The 16448-nt window shown below is 68.9% G+C and carries 19 protein-coding genes; 10 read left to right on the forward strand and 9 right to left on the reverse strand.

Annotated elements, in window-relative coordinates:
• From istA to ABZX37_RS34890, 4 genes are all read left to right on the forward strand, one after another.
• A complete protein-coding gene (gene istA / locus ABZX37_RS34875) occupies positions 1-1536 on the forward strand; it encodes an IS21 family transposase (RefSeq protein ID WP_354746895.1) in 1536 nt (511 codons plus the stop codon).
• The gene (gene istB, locus ABZX37_RS34880; RefSeq protein WP_037347384.1) at positions 1533-2321 is read left to right on the forward strand and encodes an IS21-like element helper ATPase IstB; all 789 of its coding nucleotides are present in this window, start codon (positions 1533-1535) and stop codon (positions 2319-2321) included. The genes istA and istB overlap by 4 nt, the downstream gene beginning before the upstream one ends.
• A 106-nt stretch (positions 2322-2427) precedes the next feature.
• Entirely contained in the window at positions 2428-3219 is a 792-nt protein-coding gene (locus ABZX37_RS34885; protein WP_354746897.1) for a hypothetical protein, read from the forward strand.
• Between the two features lie 345 nt (positions 3220-3564).
• On the forward strand, positions 3565-4035 hold the full coding sequence (locus ABZX37_RS34890) for a hypothetical protein (protein WP_354746899.1): 471 nt from the start codon (positions 3565-3567) through the stop codon (positions 4033-4035).
• Positions 4036-4405: 370 nt separating this feature from the next.
• Here the strand turns inward: ABZX37_RS34890 and ABZX37_RS34895 are convergent, their stop codons facing one another.
• From ABZX37_RS34895 to ABZX37_RS34905, 3 genes are all read right to left on the reverse strand, one after another.
• Positions 4406-4777: a hypothetical protein gene (locus ABZX37_RS34895; RefSeq protein WP_354746901.1), complete on the reverse strand. Its 372-nt coding sequence runs from the start codon at positions 4775-4777 to the stop codon at positions 4406-4408.
• On the reverse strand, positions 4764-4943 hold the full coding sequence (locus ABZX37_RS34900; RefSeq protein WP_354746903.1) for a hypothetical protein: 180 nt from the start codon (positions 4941-4943) through the stop codon (positions 4764-4766). Before ABZX37_RS34900 ends, ABZX37_RS34895 begins: the two co-directional genes overlap by 14 nt.
• Before the next feature lie 617 nt (positions 4944-5560).
• Positions 5561-6328: a TauD/TfdA family dioxygenase gene (locus ABZX37_RS34905; protein WP_354746905.1), complete on the reverse strand. Its 768-nt coding sequence runs from the start codon at positions 6326-6328 to the stop codon at positions 5561-5563.
• 177 nt (positions 6329-6505) lie between these two features.
• Between ABZX37_RS34905 and ABZX37_RS34910 the strand changes: the two genes are divergently transcribed.
• From ABZX37_RS34910 to ABZX37_RS34920, 3 genes are all read left to right on the forward strand, one after another.
• Positions 6506-6925, forward strand: coding sequence for an NUDIX hydrolase (locus ABZX37_RS34910; RefSeq protein WP_354746907.1), 420 nt, complete (start codon positions 6506-6508; stop codon positions 6923-6925).
• 40 nt (positions 6926-6965) lie between these two features.
• Positions 6966-8186: a helix-turn-helix domain-containing protein gene (locus ABZX37_RS34915; RefSeq protein ID WP_354746909.1), complete on the forward strand. Its 1221-nt coding sequence runs from the start codon at positions 6966-6968 to the stop codon at positions 8184-8186.
• Between the two features lie 307 nt (positions 8187-8493).
• Complete coding sequence (locus tag ABZX37_RS34920) at positions 8494-8883, forward strand: hypothetical protein (RefSeq protein WP_354746911.1); 390 nt, start codon at positions 8494-8496, stop codon at positions 8881-8883.
• Positions 8884-9169: 286 nt separating this feature from the next.
• Here the strand turns inward: ABZX37_RS34920 and ABZX37_RS34925 are convergent, their stop codons facing one another.
• From ABZX37_RS34925 to ABZX37_RS34945, 5 genes are all read right to left on the reverse strand, one after another.
• Positions 9170-9547, reverse strand: a complete 378-nt coding sequence (locus ABZX37_RS34925) for a hypothetical protein (protein ID WP_354746913.1) — start codon at positions 9545-9547, stop codon at positions 9170-9172.
• Between the two features lie 70 nt (positions 9548-9617).
• Entirely contained in the window at positions 9618-10271 is a 654-nt protein-coding gene (locus ABZX37_RS34930; RefSeq protein WP_354746915.1) for a hypothetical protein, read from the reverse strand.
• 1289 nt (positions 10272-11560) lie between these two features.
• Positions 11561-12226: a hypothetical protein gene (locus ABZX37_RS34935; RefSeq protein ID WP_354746917.1), complete on the reverse strand. Its 666-nt coding sequence runs from the start codon at positions 12224-12226 to the stop codon at positions 11561-11563.
• A gap of 102 nt (positions 12227-12328) precedes the next feature.
• Positions 12329-12670 carry a hypothetical protein gene (locus tag ABZX37_RS34940; protein ID WP_354746919.1) on the reverse strand — a complete coding sequence of 114 codons (342 nt, stop codon included), beginning with the start codon at positions 12668-12670 and terminating at the stop codon, positions 12329-12331.
• Between the two features lie 126 nt (positions 12671-12796).
• Positions 12797-13189 carry a hypothetical protein gene (locus ABZX37_RS34945; RefSeq protein ID WP_354746921.1) on the reverse strand — a complete coding sequence of 131 codons (393 nt, stop codon included), beginning with the start codon at positions 13187-13189 and terminating at the stop codon, positions 12797-12799.
• A 256-nt stretch (positions 13190-13445) separates the two neighbouring features.
• Between ABZX37_RS34945 and ABZX37_RS34950 the strand changes: the two genes are divergently transcribed.
• The 3 genes from ABZX37_RS34950 to ABZX37_RS34960 all read left to right on the forward strand — a co-directional run bounded on the left by ABZX37_RS34950 (position 13446) and on the right by ABZX37_RS34960 (position 14987).
• The gene (locus ABZX37_RS34950; RefSeq protein WP_354746923.1) at positions 13446-13967 is read left to right on the forward strand and encodes a hypothetical protein; all 522 of its coding nucleotides are present in this window, start codon (positions 13446-13448) and stop codon (positions 13965-13967) included.
• 176 nt (positions 13968-14143) lie between these two features.
• On the forward strand, positions 14144-14545 hold the full coding sequence (locus ABZX37_RS34955; RefSeq protein WP_354746925.1) for a hypothetical protein: 402 nt from the start codon (positions 14144-14146) through the stop codon (positions 14543-14545).
• Positions 14546-14579: 34 nt separating this feature from the next.
• A complete protein-coding gene (locus ABZX37_RS34960; RefSeq protein ID WP_354746927.1) occupies positions 14580-14987 on the forward strand; it encodes a hypothetical protein in 408 nt (135 codons plus the stop codon).
• A 541-nt stretch (positions 14988-15528) separates the two neighbouring features.
• Here the strand turns inward: ABZX37_RS34960 and ABZX37_RS34965 are convergent.
• Positions 15529-16233, reverse strand: a complete 705-nt coding sequence (locus tag ABZX37_RS34965; RefSeq protein ID WP_354746929.1) for a hypothetical protein — start codon at positions 16231-16233, stop codon at positions 15529-15531.
• Positions 16234-16448: the final 215 nt, after the last annotated feature.

Here is a 16448-nt window from a genome sequence, read left to right on the forward strand (position 1 = left end):
GTGAAGAGCAGCAGGGAGATCATGGAGATCCTCGAGGCGTATGACCTCACGGGGAGTTACCGTGCCGCGGCAGAACTGGCCGGGTGTGACCACCACACGGTCGCGCGGTATGTGGCCCTGCGAGAGGCCGGCGAAGCGCCGGTCGCACGGGAGCACCGGGTTCGCCCGGTCGACGAGTACTTGCCGAAGATCGAGGAGCTGGTGGTGCGCTCCAACGGCAAGGTCCGCGCGGATGTGGTCCATCGGCGGATCACCGCGATGGGTTTCACCGGCGGTGAGCGCACCACCCGCCGGGTGGTCGCGGAAGTGAAGCAGCGCCTGCGGGCCGGGCAGCGGCGGGTGTTCCGCCCGTGGATCGTGGAACCTGGCCTGTGGTTGCAGTGGGATTGGGGCCACGGCCCGAAAATCGGCGGACGGCCGACGCAGCTGTGGTGCGCGTGGCTGGCCTGGTCGCGGTTCCGGGTGGTGATCCCGGTGATGGACAAGACCCTGCCGACGATCGTGGCCTGCCTGGACACCACGTTGCGACGGATCGGCGGTGTTCCGACGTATGCGTTGACCGACAACGAGAAAACCGTGTCGGTGGACCACGTCGCGGCGATCGCGGTCCGCAACCCCGACATCGTCGAAGTGGGCCGGCACTACGGGATGACGATCCGCACCTGCGTCCCGGCGGACCCGCAGTCCAAGGGCGGGTCTGAGGCAACGGTGCGGATCGCGAAGGCGGACCTGGTCCCCACCGACACCAACCTGCTCGACCAGTACCGCACCTTCGGCGAGTTGGAGACCGCCTGCCGCGAGTTCTGCGAGCAGGTCAACGACCGCCCTCACCGTGAGACTCGCCGCCGCCCCGCCGAAGCGCTCGCGGAGGAACGAACACGGCTGCATCCGTTGCCCAGCAAAGCTTTCACCGTCGCGTTCGGCACCACCCGGCGAGTGAACTGGGACGGCACCGTCTCCGTTGAGGGAGTGCGGTATTCGGTTCCGCACCCGCTGGTCGACACCCGGGTCTGGGTCCGGTTACACGGCGACGACCTGATCGTCACCGCGATCGACGAGAACGGCCCGGCCGAGGTCGCCCGGCATGCCCGCTCGACACCGGGGAACCCCTCGATCCAGGACGAGCACTACCCGGCCCGCGCTGATCACCACGGCGACCGCGCTCCTCGAGCGACCTCGCCCGAGGAAGCGGCGTTCCTGGCCTTGGGCAGCGGAGCGGCTGCCTGGCTGACCGAGGCAGCGGCCAGCGGCGCCCGCCGGATCCGCCCGAAGATGGCCGAAGCGGTCACCCTCGCCAAGCTCCACCCGGCCGCCGAAGTCGACCAGGCGCTCGGGATCGCCGCGATCGCCGGCCGGTTCGCCGAGAACGACCTGCTCCGCATCCTCACCCACCACACCGGCAGAGACACCACCGAACCCTCGCGGGCCAGCGAGGACCACAGCCTGCAGCCAGGCACCTCGGCCTGGTCCCACTTCGGGCTCCCCGCCAACGACCTCGCCACCAGCGACAACGACCCTGAAAGCGACCACCGATGACCTCTGGACTGCGCATCGCCGGCTCCGCCGGCGACCCTCTCGCCGAAGCCGTCGCCTTGACGAAACGGCTGAAGCTGCCGCACCTGCGCCGCGCGTTGACCGACCTGATCCCGACCGCGAAGGCGCAACGCTGGGACCCGGCCGAGGTCGTGCGGGTGCTGCTGGCCGAGGAAGCAGCCGGGCGGGACGCGGCGAACCTGCGCACCCGCCGCAAACGGGCCGCGTTCCCCGCGGGCAAGACCTTCGGCGACTGGGACGAGCAAGCCTCCTCCATCGCGCGGCCGACACAGGACTCCCTGAAGACGCTGGAATGGGTGCGGAACAAGGAAAACCTGTGCATCTGCGGCCCGTCCGGGACCGGGAAGTCGCACTTCTGCGAAGCGCTCGGGCAGGCCGCGATCGAGGCGGGGCTGACCGTCGCCTGGTTCACCATCGAGGACCTCGGCGCACTCGTGCGCCGGCACCGTGTCGACGACTCCATCACCCGGGCCCTGGCCCGGCTGATCCGCACCGACCTGATCATCATCGACGACATCGGCCTGCTTCCGGTCAGCCCCGACGCCGCCGAAGGGTTCTACCGCCTCGTTGACGCCGCCTACGAACGCCGCGCGTTGGCGGTCAGTTCGAACCTGCACCCCTCGGGTTTCGACGAGATCATGCCGAAAACCTTGGCCACCGCCACGGTCGACCGGCTGCTGCACCACGCCCACGTCGTCGTCACCCAAGGTGACAGCTTCAGGCTCGCCCAAGCCACCTCCGGCCAGGGGGTGAGACCACTGCACTGACCACCAGCTCCACCAGGCGGGGAATTATCTGGCCGCCGTTGGGGAGATCCAGCTGGCCGCCAGCGGGGACAACATCTGGCCGCCTACGGGGAAAACAAACTGACCGTTGACAGAGGTGGTGCGCAACCGCCAGCTCAACGAAACGGTAACTGCCCTCGGGCCCAGGCCCATGACTGCTGAGCTCATCGCCGAACTGGAAACCCTGGACGACGAGGGATGGCGCTACATCACATCGACCCAAGCCGTCGCGTTCGCGAAAGTATTTCAGACAGACCCGGCGACGCTGCTGAACAGCGGCACCTGGCTGCTCCCGAGGGACGTCCGAGCCATTGACGAGAGTTTGCCTGTGCAGCCGGGCGAGCACATCATCTCGATGTACACCACAGCGAACGACGGAACACCTTTGCAAGAGGCCGTGGTGGAACTGCTGGAGGCAATCGGCCTCGAGGCGGAACTGTGGGACAGGGTGCACCGCGGCTCGTGGTTTCGGCGATTCCGCACGCGGGCCCAGGACCGCGCGGTAGCGGACAAACTCACCGACCTGGCCAGCAAGCTGGAACGCGCCGCCGAGCTCAAGTACATCGACACGCCGCGCTCCGAGAGCGACGTACGGGAAGCGAACGCGGTCGCGCAACTCCTGCAGCAAACAGGAGCAGACGAGGAAGTCGTCATCTGCCTCAGCTCGGTTCTGTTCGTCAGGACGCGAGGCCGGGTTGTGGTGAAAGTCCTCACCGAGGACGAAATCCGCGTGCTCAAGGAATACCCGTCCCTGCTGATGGCTCCGGCCGACATACTCAACGGCCTTGCGCGCTTCCAAATTCAGCCCCGTACCGCATCGGAGCAGGCGGCGCTGAGGCCGACCTCGCCGTCAGGACAGGCCAACCGCACGACAGGGTGACCGGGAAATCCCCGCTCGATTAGGATTCGCGCTGGCCGGGTCCCCCACGGGACCGTTCTCCGACGTCGGCCTCGACCCGCAGCACCCGCCCGTGGCCGGGGCTTCCACTGCCTCCCCGCCGATGACAGCAAGGGCAGGGTGAACGCCGGTGATCAGGCAGCGGGATCGGGGCTGGGCCGGGCAGCGCATGCCGGACGGCAATACGCGGCCCGGACGACCCGACTCGCACAAAGGCAATGCTCTCTGCCTTGCCGCCCACGACAACGCATTCTGCGCCCGACGCTGTCCGACCGAGAGAAGGAAAGGCGCTATGGTCGGTGCTTCCCGCCGCCGAAGGAGCCTGCGATGGCCTCCCAGTTGCCCCAGTGCACGCGCTGCAACTTGACGTTGCGGCGCAAGAACGACCCGGTTTTCAAGAACACGGTGCTGGCCAAAGGCAGCCACCGGTGCGAGCCGGCGATGAAGATCCTCAACCAGGCCACCAGTGCCGCCGAGCTGTTCGCCACGGAACGCGAATTCGTGCACGTCCGATACATCTCGCCCATCATCACCCCGCAGTCGTGGATGACGGTGCTGCAGGAGTGGACCGTCACCCACGACCTCGTTCACCGCACGCTGCCGATGCCGCAGGGCGCCGCTTTCGTGGTGTCGCATCGTCAGGACTTCGAACCGGACATGCAAGCCGTGGTGGCGAAGATGCACGACGCCATCGCGGCTGCGGGAGACGGTCCCGCGCCGGAACGAATCATCGCTTCCTGGGAAGGCGATACCGCCAGGATCGTCATGACGCATTCGCGGGACAGGGCCATGCCGTAAGCAGGCGATGTTCTTGCCGTTCGACCCGAGCAACAGTCCGGCACCGTGGCAATCGTCCTCCCGTCGCCGGTCGGGGGCTGGCGGCTGGGCTGGACCGACAGACCCGGATGCGCGAGATGGTCGCCCCTCGTCAAGAGAACCGTCCTCTCCCACATCTCCTTCGACATCCTGAACTACGAATGCCAGCTGCTGCCGGATTTCGGCGAGCTGGCTCCTGCTGCGGCCTGCGCGACGTCCGTGTCGCCGGCGAGCCGGACAACGGTCGACCAGGTGCCCGCCTACGGGCGCCGACAGACCGAGCACCGACCACGCCGAGCCGGCCGACCGGAGCACGTGGGCGGAGGTCGCCCGGTGCCGCGCCGCAGTGGCGCTACGCGCGCGCCTTGCGATGCACACCGGGCGGCAACAGAAGCGAGTCGGGCGTGGGGATCACCAGCTTGGGAGCTTCCGGGCGTGCCGGGTGCGGAAGATGGAAGATGATCTCGTCGACGACCTCAACGACGGATCCGTCCGAATACCAGACATAGTCTTTGCGCTCAGACCTGTCGATGTCGCCCGCGAGGAGATGCCTGCACGCCGTTGCGTCGTCCTCACCCCTGATGATGACCTCGTCCACGAAAGGCTCGTCGTCCCACCGTCGCGTGAACAGCATAATCTCGGGCTGCCCGGGCAAATTCCCGACCGCAATAGCCCGGAACCTGCGGTTCACCAGTTCCTTGAGCGCGTCCTCACTCGTCCACATGACCTTCTCCCTCGAGCCCGACCAGGTAAACCCCGGCCGACGGGTTGAGCATCTGCCAGACAATGCGGTTCAGCTTCAGCGCCGGAAGCCCGACGAGGACCGCGCTGAACAGCAGAGCTGCCGCCAATAAAATCCGTGAATAGTCGCCGAGCGACGCGACGACCAAACCACTAAGAGCAGGACGCCGAATACGACGAGCGTTCCGGAGCGCGTCGCCCACCGGTAGGCGACCCGGAACGGCTCGCTCTCCGCGGCGAGTTCGCGGCACACGGCCGCCGCCCGGTCGCGGTCAGGAATCGACGACGCCGTGCGAGCGAAATCTCGGCGGTTGCGGCGGTCTTTCGGCGAACGGCCGCAGCGCTGGAACGCGGCGGAGGCGAGGGCCGAAGGGCCCGCTCCCCGCCTCCGCCGCGAATTCGGGGGGGCTGCCGTTGATTCGGCCCGGCTCCCGTCCGTTGCGCGGCGCTTCCGGTTGCTGCGCGCCCGCGAAGTGCGCGCACTGTCTCGACGGGCGCGGCGCACATAGCGAACCAGGATCACGACCGCCGCGGCGCCGGCGGCAGCACCGGTCATCGCGAGCACGGCGACCTCGCCGGCGCTCATGAACCGACCCCGACGACGTCGGCCGGCATCCGACGCGACGGCGCGCAGTTGCCGTGGGCTGCCTCGTGGATGCAGTGTTGCACCCGTCGAAGAGCGTTCTCGGAAAGCCGCACTGGCGCATCCGATTTGGCAGGCACGACGTCCATGCCTGCTTCGCAGGGAGGTGCGCGGGCGACCGGGTCACCGGAGCGCTCCGGCGGGATCGAAACCGGCGGGAATGCGCCACTCGGGGCGGGGATCGACCAGCACACGGCACATCACACGCTGCCCGGTGAATCCGTGGCGACCGTGCAGCCACCAGCGGTTGTTCACCGCGTACCCGGCCCCGGACGCGAGATTGAGAGTGATCGTGTGCCGGTCGATGGCGGCGCGCAGGTCCGGCAGCCAGCGCTGGGTCTGCGGGGAGAACCGGGCGAGTTTGTCCAAGCGCAGCCGCAGGCCGAGCGTCCCGTCGGACCCGGTCTCGAAGACGTTGCCGACGTACCCGGCGCTGCCGCCGAAGTACGCGCCGCGCGGTGCGCTCAGGTCGGCCAGCGCCTCGGGTGCGGTGGCCGCGAGGTCGGCGTGCACGGCCTGGCCGTCGACGAGGACGGAGGCGCCGCCGCTCGGGGCGGGGCTGGCGCAGGCCATCACCACCAGGCGCGGCGGCCGAGACTGGTCGGAGCAGTCGGTGTGCGGGGCCAGGGGCTGGTTCGTGAACCCGGCTCGGCCCGCACCGCTCTCCCGGCGGTCGGTGAGGACGGTGAGGCCGGTCCGGTCGCTGTCGCGGTGGGGCTTCACGATGCCCAGCCGGTCGGCGAGCGCCCGCAGCGCCCGGGGGTCGCACACGCCGTCGAACAGGGCGACCCCGCGGCACGCCAGCACCGCGGCCAGCTCGCCCACGCCTCCCTCGGCGGTGACGTCGACGCGGCACGCGGACAGCGGGTCGTCCGTGGAAGCGGCAAACATCGCGGAAGCCTCCTGAGCCGTCAGCGAGAGCGAATTCGGTGCGCTCAGCAGACCCGACGCGACGGGCCCTCGTCCAGGGACAGATTGTCACCCCCCGCTGGCCTGGCAGGATCGTGGCGCGCTGCTACGGTGCAGCCACACCCCGTTCGTACCCGTTCACGGTGGGAGATCTGTCCGATGGCCGAACCTGCGTACCCGGTGTCGATCAAGGGCGTGCTCATCAGGTCCGGGCGGGTGCTGCTGGCGCGCAACGACCGCGACGAGTGGGAGCTGCCCGGCGGCCGGATCGAACCCGGAGAAACCCCCGAGGAATGCGTGGCCCGGGAGATCGAGGAGGAGACCGGCCTGCGGGCCGCCGCCGCGGAGATCCTGGACTCGTGGATCTACCACATCACGTCCGCGGACAAGGACGTGTTCATCGTGACCTACGGCTGCACCACCATCGACTCGGCCCAGGCCCCGGTTCCCTCCCACGAGCACAAACGGCTCGACGAGTTCGGCGAGCACGACGTGTCCGCCCTGACGATGCCCGACGGCTACAAACGCTCGATCGCCGCGTGGTTCGACCGCCTCCGCATACTGCAGGCGACCGGGTAGCACGCCGGTGGCCGAGCGGTGCGAACGCTGCGGAACCGCCTTGGGCCGTTACGCCGCGCCCGGGGCGTGCCCTGCCTGCCGCGCCGGCGGCGCGGCGCTGACCGCGCCCGGGCCGAGGCTGGCGCCCGCGGTGTGGCTGTGGTCCGACCCGGCCGCGGCCGCGGCCTTGTCGAGCCGGGACCTCGCGGTCATCCTGCGCGCCTACCGCGCCGCGAACGGCTTATCCCGAGCAGCGCTCGCCGCGCTGCTGGGCTTCGACAAATCCTACGTGGTGAAGATCGAAACCGGCAGCCGCACCCCCGGCGACGTCGCCGGCCGCCGTCACATCGCCCGCGCGCTCGGCCTTCCCTTCCATCTGTTGGGCGTCAGCGATCCCGATGACGCGGACTTCGCCGCGCTCTGCCACTTCGGCGATGCTGTGGTGCGACTGGCGGAGATCGCTCGACAGTCGGGCCGGGCCGTGGAGGCGGTCAACGAGCTCTGGCCGCTCGCCGCTCGCCTGGAGGCCCGCGCCGCTGAGGGCCGTCTCGAACGCGAGACCCTGCTGCTGCTCGCGTCAGCGCGATTGGCCCTCGGAGTGTCTCTGGGCACCGTGCTGCCGGAAGAGCGGCTGACCGGTGCCGCTGTCTGGACCGGCAAGGCCCTCCTCCTCGCCCGTCACCTGGACGACACGCCGCTTTTGGCACACACGCTGCGGATGCACGGAAACGAGCTGCGCAAAGCCGGGCGGCTCCCCGCCGCCGTGGCGCGCCTCGAGCACGCCGCCGCCGTCTCCTCCGACCCGGCCGGGCACGGCTCCGCACTCGCCCTGCTGGCCCGCGCCTCCGGCGATGCCGGTCAGAGCGACACGTTCGACACCGCCGTCGACGGCTGCCGACGAGCACTCGATTCCGGCGCCGAGCACGGGATGCTGCTCAACCCGTACTCGCTGCGCGAGATCCATGCCCGCGGCCTGCTCGCCCTCGGCCGCCCCGACGACGCGCTCCGCGCCCTACACGCCAACGAAGCAGGGGAGCCAGCCGCCCCGCAGTGGCAGGTCATCGCCAGCGTCACCACCGGCGAGGTCCTCGCCGCCGCAGGCGAGCGCGACGGCTCCGCCGAAGCCCTTCAGACGGCCATCGCCACCGCCGAGCAGCGGCGACTGCCCCACCAGTTGCAGCGAGCGATCCGCGCCGCCCGCCGAGGCGGGCTGGAGACCGTCGCCGATTCCGGCCTCGCCGCGCTGCGACGGCTGCGCGGCCTTCTCGCTCCCTCCGCCTGAACCAGCCCGCCGTCGACCGCAGCCGTGCCACCGCCGACGCCGACGCCGAACCCTGCCACCAGCTTGTTCCAGGTCCCCGAGTGCGTCCCGGACCAACGGGCGGCCCAGCGCGTGCTCGCCGAGACCACGTTGTCCTTCTACGACCCGAACTACCGCAAACCGAAACGACGTGCGGTAGTTCGAGGCGACCGGGCGGCGGATCCGGTTCGCGACGAAGGCGCTGCCCGCGCTGCGGCCGCTCCTGTCGGGCACGGCCTGGACCCGGTGCGGCTGCGGGACGCCCTCGAGGAGTCCGCCGCCACGCGTCATGCCGGAGACGATGTTCCTACACAACCCGGAGCGCATCCTGACCAGCACAGACCCGACCGAGAACCGCGACCGGCTCGCCGCGGCCCTCGCGCAGGCGCAGGCAGCCGAACTCCGCCGATCGTGGGGCTTCTCGACGTGGGACGCCCGACCACTGGCCGCCGTGGTGGCGGACGCCGCGAAGAACAGCCGCATCAGCTGCCCGTCCCGGCTGTTCTGTTTGCAAGCAACGCCCGCCAGCTCGCAGGGTCAGCCGAACGTCTCGGCGGCGGTGAGCATGCCGCCGGCGTCGCCAAACCGCTGGGCCAGAGCCCGAATCATCAGCGCGCACACGCAAGACGGCGAGATCGGCTCCCCAGATCCCGGCATCGCGATCGTCGTACTCGAATGATTCTTCGAATGTAGCCAGGTTTGCGTTTTCCTCGCCGGTCATCCGCGAGTAATTGTGGACAGCAGGACGGCCGGCCAGGAAGACCAACGCTCCGCCTGCTCCCTCGACCAGACTCGGCCAAATACGCGAGCAATAACCGGCGCGGGCCCGAACAGACGACCTTTGTTTTTGAAGTCCGGGGCCGCAGAACGGATCGCGCATGCTGGGAGCACGCGGCACAGGAGCCTTCTCCGCCTGGCGCGTTTCACCAACCACCAACTGGTGGCCGCGCCGAGTTCGGCGGCTGTCAGGCTTTTCTCCAGTCGATCTGAGGCGCCCGCACGATTTTGAGTCTCTGCCGCTGGCTGTCCCAAGTCACGGCAGCACCGGGCCCGTTGACGTGCTGACGGACGGCGGCTTGAACCCGGTCTTGTTCGTCCAGGCCCAACTCCACGTCGTCGAAATCGTGTCGCCACTCGTAGGGCTGGCAGATGATCCGGCATCGCCCGAGGCGGGTGCGGTCGAGCCTGGCCGCAGCGAATTCTCCGCCTCCGCCGGTGTCGCAGTAGCGGCAGAACCAGGGCCACGGCGGGAGTGTGATCCACCGCGGCCCGCCGCCGGGAATGCGAGCGTTGACGAACACCACGTCGAGCAGCGCTCCGATAGGCCGCTGCCGTACCGGCATCGTATTCCTCCTCCTCAGTCGTGACCAGGCTGCTTGCTGTGGTCATCGCAGTCCTCTGCGGCAGGTCGAGTCAGCGGGGCCGGGGAAGCCCTAGCAGGCCGACGAGGTCGTCGGGCAGCATCTCGGACGTGACGCCGTTCTTCGCGAGGATGCGTTGAACGTGGCCGGGGTCAGTACGGTGCAGCAGATCGAGGATGCCGCCGCGAAGCCTCTGGAGACGCCGGACGAACCGGGCGACGTCCATTCGTCCGCCGTGTTCGCGCATCTGGGTGTAGTAAAACGAGTACTTCTCCGCCCAGTCCGCGAGGTGGCCGGATTCCCAGGCTTCCGCCCGCGGCGGCGCCGGCTGATCGCCGCGAGCGTTGACGTCGAGCGTGCTCATCGGCGTGTGGCGGTGGTGATCGGCGGCGGAGGCGGTATGGAAGGCCCAGACGAACGCCGTGTCGGCGGTGCCGGCCCGGCTGTCCTCGACCACGACCGTCTTGCGGGGAAGCCCGTACACCTCCTCGATGAAGGAAGCCGCTTCCTCCACGTCCCGAGTCGAGTGTGCGCCCGGCACCAACTGCGCCTGCCCGCACCAGCCTTTCGGCAACGGAGCAGGATCCAGGATCGCGCCCTCGAGCGGCCCTGCGGGGCCGGCCACGTGCCTGGACCACAACGCCACGATCCGGTCGCGCTCGTCGCGGTACTGCTGGTGCCGACCGTGTTCGTCGTCCCGTGTCATCAGTGCCCCTCCTGCATGGGTAGCCGAGATCAGAAACCTAGCGAGTGCGGAGCGTGCGAGTCGAGTTGCCGGGGACCGGAGCCGGATATTCCAGAATTGGACCGGCTCCGGTCCGCCGCATGGCCCGGTTCCCGTCCTGACCGTTGCGTCGTGCTCCGTTCCCGCCGGTCCCAGGGCATTTCCTCGGTCACGCAGTCTCCTGTCCGGGATGCCGACAGCGTCGCGGCCCAACGGTCGTGAGCAGAGGCGTTCTCCCTGCCGAAGTCGAACGTCGTCGTCCTTGAGGCGCTTCGTCGGCTCGGGCAAACACGTCCTCTTCGAGGTGGCACGACACGTCGCGACCGCGGCGAGCTCGGCGTCGACGCCCGGCGAAAGGCACCACACTTCTCCGACCGAGCGAATGCCGTGTTCAGACCGTAGGAACTCGGCGATCGTCCCACACGAACGAGCCGGTCCGCTTGGCCCAGCTGAGCCCGCGCACTCGCACCCGCTCGAGGATGCGCGATGCGCCCGCGGCATCCTGCCGCGGCCGGTGAAACCGGGTCACCCGCCAGGTCCCCGCAACCCTGTCACGGCAGTACTGCCAATCCTGGACACCGCACCTCGGACAGGCCATACCGGCACACGCGTTCCACGCCCTCCGCAGCGCCGCATCCACGACGGCAGGATCAACGCTGCTGGGCTTTGCCACAAGGGTGAAGTACTCGGCCACCGGTCAATGATCGCAGGACAGGCCGCGCCCCGCTCCTACTCTGTCCTGTCGCGGAGCCAACTGCCCGATCCGCACCGGTTCCGTGCCGTGCTCACCGCATGCCCGGACGACCGCAGGATCACCGACCGCTTGGAACACATCGCCGCCGATGTCGACGTCGTGATCACCGACGGCCACGGGACCCTCGACCGCCGGCACCGGCCGTCTTTCGGGAGAACTGCGGGTCGTCGTGCTCGTCGTCGAGCCACGCCAGCGGCCTCTTCGCAGCGAAGGCAGCGACAGCCGGCCATTTCCAGGCTCCGTCACGCCTCCACCGGCGACTGCCGTCGGGAGCCGCCTCGAGAGCGGACACACAAGTTCGTTGTCGCCCGACACCGAGACCAGTCCCGAACCACCCGCGCACCACTGCTGTCCTTCTTTTCGCTGAACCCGCTAGCTCGCGTTGCCGCCGCGCTCTGGTGCGGACGGCATCCGACGGGCGCGTCTGCTGTTTCCGTCCCGGTCAAGGCTTTTTCCTCCGCGCCTGCCGTGGTCCCGTCGGCGGAGATCCCGCGGGCCGCGGACGACGCCGACTGGTTCACCGCGGAGGAATCTCGTCGACCTGGTCGAGGTCTGCAAGTTCGACGACGAGCTGCTCGGCGATCACTCGACCCAGCGTGGCGGTGTCGGTGTAGGGAATCCATCGCGTCCGGGCGGTGCCGGTGAGCGCTGCGACGGTCGCAGCACCGCCGCGTTCGCAACCGCTCACGCCCCACACGCGGAAACTTCGCACGATGCAAAGGCGGGAGCCGACGCGGCGCAGCAGCGGGCACAACTGCCGCGAGGGTGCGACGCACGCCAGGCATGTCGGCGGCGTCACCGTGCGCACCGTCGCCCCCGCAGGGACGGCCGCGACCTCGGACAGGGGCAGGACCCACGGAACCGCGTCGGCCGGCAAGGGGGTCGCGCAGACCTGGCACGCAGGGGCCAGCATGCACTCACGTTGCCGATGCGGGTGGACTTTCCCCATTTCCGCCACCGTCGCGCGGCCCGGCGGGGTCATCCGAATCCACAACACCCCCTCGGCGTCGCGATCGTCAGGCACCTCGTCCACGTACCTGATCCCTCCGAGCGCCCCGTCCGAGCCTACGGCGAACCGGAGATGGTCGTCCCCGTGCATGTGCTCGTCGAAGAACGGAGCCAGGTGCGGCACCGGAAGACCGCGGTGACGCGGACGCGCCGCGAGCGGATCAGGCAGGCTCATGCGCCCTCCTCGAGACCGGGGGCAGGCAGATCCGGCGCCGCCGGGGTCGTCGCCACGCTGACCTGGCGCGCACCTTCAACCTCATCCTTGGGCATGCGGCCCTCACGACAACCTGACGACCTCGCGCACGACCTCCGCAGCGCGCTTCTCTTCCGGCCTGAGCACGTCGCCGTGACGCTCCATCAACATCTTCGCGATGGCGGCCATCTCCCGGCCCTGCCGCTCGTCCACAACAACGTCCCGATCGTTCCAGCCGGTCGCGAACACAACCCGGTCCAGGGCCTCGCCGTCGTAGCCGGCGGGCAACGCGAGTTCGCGGCCCTGCTCGAGCAGACGCTGCGCAGCGGCCGCCACAACATAGAAGCTGCTGCGATCCCAGGCAATCGGGTCGTTGCGGGAAACGTAACCCCCGCCGTCATTGCGACGGAACCCTTGCTGATGCATGCAATGCTCCCTTTCCCGTGCAGGCCAACAGAGTACTCAGCTGCACTGTGCAGAGCGGACAACCGCCGCGGCGAAGACCGAAGGCCGGAAACGAACCCGCCGCGGACGGATCCTGCCGACGCCTGGTCAGGCTAGCGGGGACGGCCACCACGGCGCGGGCGGGCCGGCGGGCAGCGGATCGAGACGGTCGGGCATGTGCGCCCGCAGCGTGTCCCCGAGACCGCGCATCGTCTTCAGGTCGGCGCGGACCAGATAAGCGGAATCGCGCAGAACGTCGGCGGTCTCCCCGTCGACGCGGGCGAGGGTTCCCTCACCGGTCTCGGGGCAGTCCGGAAAATAGGCGATCCCTGCCGCGGCGGTTCCGCCGACGAGCGCGGGAGCGTCGGTCCTCAACCCGGCCGACAGCTCCTGCGCCTGGTCGTAGCGCAACCGCGTCGCCCACGGCTGCGAAGCGCCCGGCGCGATCATCGTCAACTGAAGCCCGCCAGAGGTGCGGCGGACGTCGAAGGAAGCCAGCATGGCCCCAGCATCGCACCGATCCCGCCTGTTCCGACGGCCGCCGCGCCCACCCCGATCGTGTCGGACGCACGAATTGTCTTGGTGCACAACGGAACAAGCCTGACGACCGGGACTCTGCCGGGGATCGATGGCTTCGTCGTCGCCCGTTCGGGTGCGTCGTCGCCCGTTCGGGACCGTGGCCGAATGGCACAGCGCGACAGGTGCGGCTCGGCAGCAGCCACCGGCGAGCACGCCGTCGGCCTCTCCGGAGCCGAGCATGGGCAGCAGACGAGGTCGTCGACGCCGCCACGGCCGCCGTCGACGCGAGATCCGCCTGCCGACGCCATCCGCTCCGGTATCGCCGCGGACGGCCACGCCAGCGTCGGAACTGGACTCGAACTGGAGATTCGGGCTAGACGAGGGCCAGACTCTGGACCAGGCGGAACACCTGGTCCCCTGGTTCTTCTCGGAGTGCGTCGAGGACGGCGAGCCCATCGTGCTGCTGTCCTCGCCTGCGAGGTTCGCGCAGGACACCGCATTGGCCCCCGAGGACCGCGAATTCTTCGAACGCTGGCCCTTCTACATGCTGGAGCCGGGCCGCGACCGAACGAACACCGCGGTGACCTGCCTGCGCCAACTCCACCACCGCCTGCACGCCACGAACCCTTCCTGCACCATGGACCACGCGATCGCCACGCTGCTCGAGATGGAAACCGACGGACTGCTCGAATGGCGTCCCAAGGAATACAGCTACATCAGGACAGCCACACCGCCCACCACGGAATCCGTCAGAGACTGACGATGCCCGTCACCGTGCCGCTGCCATGACCACGACGCCGACCGTATCCGCCGCCCTGACCGAGCCTGGCACAGCCTGGGCAATCCCGAGGACGCTGGCACGCACCGCGATCGGAATTGCCGGTCCAGCCTGGCCCGCCTCTACACCGCGATCCACAAAGAAGACAACGGGACGCCATGAGCTGGATCGAAGTAGAACGCAAGCGCGAACTGGACGACCCGGCCGTGCTGCGCTCGCGGCTGGCGGCGCGCGACTGGCGGCCGGGCGACACCAGCACCGAGGTCGACACCTACTACAGCCGTATGGTGAAGCTGTGCCAGGTCGAGAAGACCCGCACCCCTTTCGCCCACCCCGACCGGACGGAGGTCACCGTGGTGATCGACCACGTCGCCGGGATCGGCTGGTTCGTCGAAACCGAAGTGCTCGCGGAGAAAACTGCCGAGGCTCAACTGCTGCTGGAGCACATCGAGCAGCAACTGAGCCTCAGCGACTGCTCGATCGTGCGCCTCCCCTGCCGGGATCTTCTCCTCCAGAGGGGCCAGGCCACGACGGACGGACCTGCTCCCGCCTCTCTATGATCCACCGATGATGATCGAAAGCGAGACTAAGTAAATGCCATCTGGCGCTCTTTCCGAGTTCGCCGCCGAAGCTGCCAAGGTCTTGGCCACGCTCGACCTAAACGACGAACATGCCCGCACCGCGTTAGCTGACCGAGTGCTCGCCGTAGGCGTGACCCCATGCATGCACGCCGACCAACTGACATTGCCCAAGCCACCGCGATGGATCACCGGCGACATGTCGGTCAACAAGGCCGCGTCCATATCCATCTACAACCTGGAGGTGCAGACCGAGGCGATGCAGGCGATCAAAACATGGTCGCGCGAGAAGCAAATTGAGTACAAACTCGGGCAACTTCTTCCTCTGCTTCAACGCCCGATCCCACAGATCAGTGATGTGGCCGCCGCTCGTATCCGCCGCAACCTCCTCGATCTCGTGGCGACAGATCCAAGCACTAGCTAGACGAGTCGGTCGAGAAGGCGATCGCGGATCTCGGCGGGTTCCGCGCCCGACATTCTGACGACCCCGGCCCGCTCGCTTGGTCCACCGGGGCCCGGCTGGGCCGACGACCGTGACGCCCAGGGCAGCACGGTGTTCTACGTGTTCGGCCTGACCGTGGCCCCGGACAACGAACCGGCCTACTTCAAAAAGTTCGCCCGCCGACCGTTACCCGCCTCGGCTGCCCGGACGCGAGCCGGGCAGCAGAGGCACTGGTTCGGCGGAACACTCGGACGCCGGGTGTGTCGCGGCCGCGCTCGCGTCCTCGTCGCGCCACGATCGGAATCCGGAACCCGGCGAGGACGCGCCGGGCACGGCACGAGGGGATTCACCGTGGAAGAGGGCCTGGTCGACGGCCTGTGGGCGCTGCCCTGCCCGAGTGGGACGAACTGAGCACCTGGGGATACGACACCGGAACGGGCAGCTTCTTCGCCCAACAGCACCCGGCGCAGTGCTGCGGTCACCGCGGCGGGTGCGAACCGCGCCTGCCTGGCTGGTCGGAACGTCAGCGCTGAACGGATTCTTCGCGGCGACGCTTGTTCCGGGACGTCCACGAGCCGTCGACGGCGTCCTCCGGGTACCGGACGCCGCCGCAGGCACAGAACACCATGGTCTCGGCCTTCTCCGTACCGGCGTCGAGTATCGCGACTGTCCAGCCGGTGCAGGAGTGCTCGACGTCCGGCAACGGAGCCTCTTGCCAAGGAATGCCGCCCCGCTGCCATGCAGGGAACGGCGATTCCTTCTCGCGCTCGTAGTCGCCGTTGGACACGTCCGGCACACCCCCGCGGGCCAGCACCCGTCGTGCCAGCTCCAGGTCGCCTTCGCCGCTCCAGATCGTGGTGAGGGCGGCTTCGAGCTTGCCGACCGCACGAGTGTCGGCCAGCACCGACTTCGCGTACTGGGCTGTGCTCACTCCGCTCGGGATCAGCGAGTAGTTCACGAGACGCCGCAGTGACGACATCCAACTCCTCGCGATGGTCATCTTCCCGACGCTGGCGCAGAACTGGGTGAGTACGAGAACCCCCAGGCCCCACGCGATCATGCCCGGAACCGCGGGCAGGGCACTCGACACGCCGACCAGGGCAACGGCAACCAGCAGTTGCCACGCCATGTTTCGCCGCGACTGGAGGTATGTGAGGGCAGCGCGCTTCGCTTCACGCGGATAGCGGTCTTCCGCGGTCGGCACCTTGAACAGGTCGTCGTCGAGCATCGCGGCCTCCATCGGTAGCGAGGCCCCGAGGCTATCGCCCTGATCAGAGCGGTGTCACATCCGGCTTACGCCAACCAGGTCGTCCGGAGCCCGGGCGGAACGCATCGGACTCGGACGTTCGACCCGGGCGCATCCGACAGCGGCGTGGCGGTCGCCCTCGCCGTCCGAGATGCGCGCCGCCCGCTGGTCGTTGCGCACCACCTGCCGCCCCACGC

The sequence above is a fragment of the Amycolatopsis sp. NPDC004079 genome (assembly GCF_040610415.1).
Classification (GTDB): Bacteria; Actinomycetota; Actinomycetes; order Mycobacteriales; family Pseudonocardiaceae; genus Amycolatopsis; species Amycolatopsis halotolerans.